This window comes from Stenotrophomonas sp. HMWF023, from assembly GCF_003060985.1.
GTDB classification, from domain to species: Bacteria; Pseudomonadota; Gammaproteobacteria; order Xanthomonadales; family Xanthomonadaceae; genus Stenotrophomonas; species Stenotrophomonas lactitubi.
The window spans coordinates 79,391-83,799 of record NZ_QAIJ01000083.1 but is presented as its reverse complement, the minus strand read 5'-3'; the positions used below and the strand labels follow the sequence as shown (position 1 = coordinate 83,799).

The 4,409-nt window shown below is 68.2% G+C and carries 5 protein-coding genes and 1 pseudogene; 4 read left to right on the top strand and 2 right to left on the bottom strand.

Going from position 1 to position 4,409, the window contains the following annotated elements; translation table 11 throughout:
- The 3 genes and pseudogenes from DBR20_RS22630 to DBR20_RS03810 all read left to right on the top strand — a co-directional run.
- Nucleotides 1–295 (top strand): annotated as a pseudogene (locus DBR20_RS22630) (hypothetical protein); the annotation flags it as partial.
- A 123-nt stretch (nucleotides 296–418) separates the two neighbouring features.
- Nucleotides 419–1,951, top strand: a complete 1,533-nt coding sequence (locus DBR20_RS03815) for an MFS transporter (RefSeq protein ID WP_108265241.1) — start codon at nucleotides 419–421, stop codon at nucleotides 1,949–1,951.
- 5 nt (nucleotides 1,952–1,956) lie between these two features.
- Nucleotides 1,957–2,517 carry a TetR/AcrR family transcriptional regulator gene (locus DBR20_RS03810; protein WP_108265240.1) on the top strand — a complete coding sequence of 187 codons (561 nt, stop codon included), beginning with the start codon at nucleotides 1,957–1,959 and terminating at the stop codon, nucleotides 2,515–2,517.
- A gap of 7 nt (nucleotides 2,518–2,524) precedes the next feature.
- Here DBR20_RS03810 and DBR20_RS03805 read toward each other — a convergent pair whose 3' ends face one another.
- A complete protein-coding gene (locus tag DBR20_RS03805; RefSeq protein WP_108265239.1) occupies nucleotides 2,525–3,406 on the bottom strand; it encodes an AraC family transcriptional regulator in 882 nt (293 codons plus the stop codon).
- Nucleotides 3,407–3,512: 106 nt separating this feature from the next.
- Between DBR20_RS03805 and DBR20_RS03800 the strand changes: the two genes are divergently transcribed.
- Nucleotides 3,513–4,049, top strand: coding sequence for a carboxymuconolactone decarboxylase family protein (locus DBR20_RS03800; protein ID WP_108265238.1), 537 nt, complete (start codon nucleotides 3,513–3,515; stop codon nucleotides 4,047–4,049).
- Between the two features lie 10 nt (nucleotides 4,050–4,059).
- On the opposite strand, the gene DBR20_RS22625 is transcribed toward DBR20_RS03800, so the two are convergent.
- Nucleotides 4,060–4,409: formate dehydrogenase accessory sulfurtransferase FdhD (locus DBR20_RS22625; RefSeq protein ID WP_258223199.1), on the bottom strand; the 350-nt coding region annotated here is incomplete at its 5' end.

Sequence of the window (4,409 nt, the reverse complement as noted above, 5' to 3'; positions counted from 1 at the left end):
CTACTTCGATCCACAGCGCAGCAGTGCGCCACGTGACTTCGGCGGGCGCCCGCTGCCAGACCGCGCCGGCAACGCCTGCAACAGCGTGGTCTATTCGGTGCTGCCGCTGGGAGGGACGGATTGGCGCTGCAGCACGCTGCGCAGCAACGCCCGTGCGCGGGTGCGCGCGTTGTGCGAAGACGAGATGCAGCGGCAGCACGGCCATCTGCGTGGCGAGCTGGATGCCGCGGTGGGACAGGCCATGCAGGACCCGATAGTGCAGGCGGTCGCGGCATTGCCCGCAGAGTGCAGGTAAGCCAGGGCCTCTCGGCAGAGGGCATTGCGTCTCCCGGGAGCTGAATGGCGTTCGCTGGGAGATTCATAACTATACAGGACGTCCTGTATAGTTATGGGCGTACCCTTTCCCATCCAGGTTCCCATGGCTCTCTCCCAGCCCTTGGACGGTGCTCCGTCCCTGTCGCGCGCCCGACGCTGGTCGCTGCTGTTCACCGTTGCCGCCGGCCTGCTGCTGGTCACGTTGGACAACTCGGTGCTGTACACGGCGCTGCCGACCCTGACCGAGGAACTCTCGGCCAGTGCCGGGCAGGCGCTGTGGATCATCAACGCCTATCCGCTGGTGATGGCCGGCCTGCTGCTGGGCGCGGGCACCCTGGGGGACCGCATCGGCCACCGGCGGATGTTCCTGATCGGCCTGGTGGTGTTCGGCATCGCCTCGTTGGCGGCCGCGTTCTCTGCGACCGCCGCGCAGCTGATTGCAGCGCGTGCCTTCCTCGCCGTGGGTGCGGCGGCGATGATGCCGGCCACGTTGGCATTGATCGGGCTCAGCTTCCATGAAGAACGCGAGCGCAACATCGCCATCGCGATCTGGGGTTCGGTGGCCATCGTCGGTGCGGCACTGGGGCCGATCATCGGTGGCTGGCTGCTGCAGCACTTCTGGTGGGGCTCGGTGTTCCTGATCAACGTGCCGGTGGTGGTGGTCGCCTTCATCGCGACCCTGGTACTGGCGCCGGAAGGGCAGCGCGACAGCACGCGGCCGTGGGACCTGCTGTCCTCGTTGCTGGCCCTGGCTGCGCTGTCGGGCCTGGTATTGGCGATCAAGTCGCTGATCGCCACGCCGCCCTCGTACGGGGTGGGCGCGGTCTCGCTGCTGCTGGCGCTCATCGCCGGCTTCGCCTTCAGCCGCCGTCAGCAGCAGTTGCCCTATCCGCTGCTGGATTTCGCCATCTTCCGTAACCCGGCCTTCCTTGCCGGCACCCTCTCGGCAGTGTTCACCCTGTTTGCGATGGCCGGGCTGCAGCTGCTCACCACCCAGCGCTTCCAGCTGGTGGCCGGCCTCAGCCCGTTGCAGGCGGGCCTGCTGGTATCGGTGGCGGCGCTGGGCAGCCTGCCCAGCGCGTTGCTGGGCGGCAGCGTGCTGCATCGTGTCGGCCTGCGTCCGTTGATCTGTGGCGGCCTGGCGGCTGGCGCGGCAGGTGTGGGCGTGGTGGCGCTGGGCTTCCCGCACGGCCTGGGCTGGGTGGTGGCCGGCATGGCGATCACCGGCTTCGGCATGGGCGCTGCGATCTCGGTAGCGTCCACCGCCATCCTCAACAACGTGCCGCCCCATCGTGCGGGCATGGCCTCGTCGGTGGAGGAGGTGTCCTACGAGTTCGGTGGCCTGCTGGCGGTCGCGCTGCTGGGCAGCCTGAGCGCTGCGATGTACGGCGCGTTCCTGCCCGAATCGGCGGACATTCCCGCCGCCGCGCGCGAGGGGTTCACCCAGGCATTGCACGTGGCGCGTGACACGGGGCAGGGTGAGTGGTTCGCCCTGGCAACCGCGGCCTACGATCGCGGTTACCAGATCGTGCTGCTGGTGATCAGCGCGGTGCTGGCGGCCGGCGCGGTGATCATCGCGCGCCTGCTGCGTGGACGTGCCGGTGGCCGCGACGGCGCTGCCGATCGCGTAAAATAGCGGCAATGAGAACCAGCAAGCGCGAGCGCATCCTCGACGCCGCCGTCAGCGTGATCAACCGCGACGGCGTGCGTGCGGTCACCTTTGAATCGGTGGCGGCCGAGGCGCAGTTGACCCGTGGCGGCCTGCTGTACCACTTCCCGTCGCGCGAAGCGTTGCTGCGCGGCATCGACGAGCACCTGGTGCAGAGCTGGGAAGCGTCGATGGAGGCGCTGCTGGGCAAGTCGGCTGGCGAGGCCACTGCGCTGGAGCGCTATCAGACCTTCGTGCGCGTTTCGGCGCAGAGTGCCACCCGCGCCGAGCTGATGTTCATGCTGGACTCGGTGGACCCCGAGTTCCCCAGTGATCGGCCGTGGGCACCGGTGGTGCAGCGCTGGGCACCTTCGCCACCGGCCGCCGGCAGCGACGACCCTGCGGCGCTGGACAATTTCGTGGCGCGGCTGGCCGCCGACGGCCTGTGGATCTACGAGGCCATGTACGAAGGCCAGCTGGACGAGAAGGTGCGCGCACAGTTGACCGAGCGGATCGGCGGGCTGCTCTCTCCCGAGCGGTTCCCGAAGGACTAGCCGCGCGCTACAGCGCCGCCAGCCACGCGCGGGGCGAGAGCCCCAGGCGTTTGCGGAACGCCTTGGACAGCGAGGCGGTATCGGCAAAGCCGACGTCGGTCGCCACCTGCTTGGCCGCTGCTCCCGCGCGCAGCTGCGTGCAGGCCAGGCTCAAGCGCCAATCCAGCAGGTAGCTGGCCGGCGTGGTCTGCATCACGTCCTTGAACACCGCCGCGAACGCGCTGCGCGACAGCCCGGCGATGGCCGCCATCTTTGGCAGGGTCCAGGCCTGTTGCGGCGACTGGTGCAGGGCCACCAGCGTACGTGCCAGGCGCGCATCGGAGAGCCCGCGCATCAACCCGTGGCTTACCCCCGCAGCATCGGGATGATCGATCACCCAGCGCAGGACCTGGATCAGGGCAACCTCGAACAGCCGGTTGGTCAGCAGGCGCGAGCCGCAGCGCTGGCGGTCGGCTTCCGTGAACAGCAGGTGCAGGGTGCCGTCCAGTTCACCGATGGCCGACAGCGGCACCACCATCACCGGCGGCAGCGACTGGACGACCGGATTGCGTGCACCGCCGTCGAAATCCAGCGTGGCGCAGGTGAAATCAGGACCGTCCAGCGGCGCGTTGAGGAACACATGCCGCAGTGGCTGCGGGTACAACAGCAGGCTGGGGGCGGTGACCCTCAGCTGGCGCGTGATGCAGTCCGCGTCGGGGTGATGCACCTCCATTTCCCCCTTGCGCAGGATGTGCAGAAAGGCACGCCCCGGCTGCGGTTCGAACACGTGCCGCCCGCACAATGGGCCGGAATGGAACAGCGCTGCCTGCACCCGGAACCGTTCGAGCAGGGTCGACAGCCGGTCGGGCACATCGTCGGACGGTGGGATTGGGGGCAGTGTGGCGATCATGGATGAATGGACAACATATATGGAAATAAATGCTCAATTCGTCCGGCGAGTCTACCTACGATGAGCCCATCGTCCAATCCCGGGCGCTATCGCAAGGAGTACTCCCATGTCCCGCATTCCCCTGATCGACCCGACCTCGACCACGCCCGAGCGTCAGGCCCTGCTGGGCCAGGTCCACGCCGCCTTCGGCGCCACGCCGGCAATGTTCCGTGCTGTGGCCAACTCACCTGCCGCACTGCAGAGCATGTGGGGCTCATTCGGCGCACTGGGCGCCGGCCGTCTGCCGCCGCTGCTGGGCGAGCAGATCGCGGTGGCCATCGCCAACCGCAATGCGTGCGAATACTGCCTGGCCGCGCACACCGCGCTGGGTCGCAAGGCCGGTGCCAGCAGCGAACAGATGGCTGCTGCGCAGATCGGCCAGTCCAGCGATCCGGCCACCGCCGCCGCCTTGGACTTCGCGCTGAAGGTGGTCGAGCAGCGTGCGCAGATCGGCGACGGCGATGTGCAGGCGCTGCGCGCGGCTGGTTTCGATGACGAGCAGATCGTCGAGATCCTGGCCCACGTAGCGCTCAATCTGTTCACCAACTACGTCAACGTGGCCTTTGACGTGCCGGTGGACTTCCCGAAGGTGGCGCTGCGCTGAGAGCGCCGCGTCAGGCGGGCGGATGGCCGTGCAGGCCATCCCCCTGCAGTCGCTCCGGATGGGTATACACGTTGAAGCCCCCTTCGCGGGCGAAACCCACCAGGCACAGCCCGGCGCTGCGGGCCAGATCGATGGCAAGCGCGGTGGGGGCCGAGACGGCAGCGAGTACGCTGGCCCCGGCGCGTGCTGCCTTGCTGACCATTTCGTAGCTGGCACGGCTGGACACCACCAGCAGGCCACCATCGATGCTGTGTTCGTTGTGGTGCAGCGCACCGATCAGCTTGTCCAGCGCGTTGTGACGGCCGACGTCTTCGCGCACCCAGCCGATGCGGCCACTGGCATCGGCCCAGGCCGCTGCAT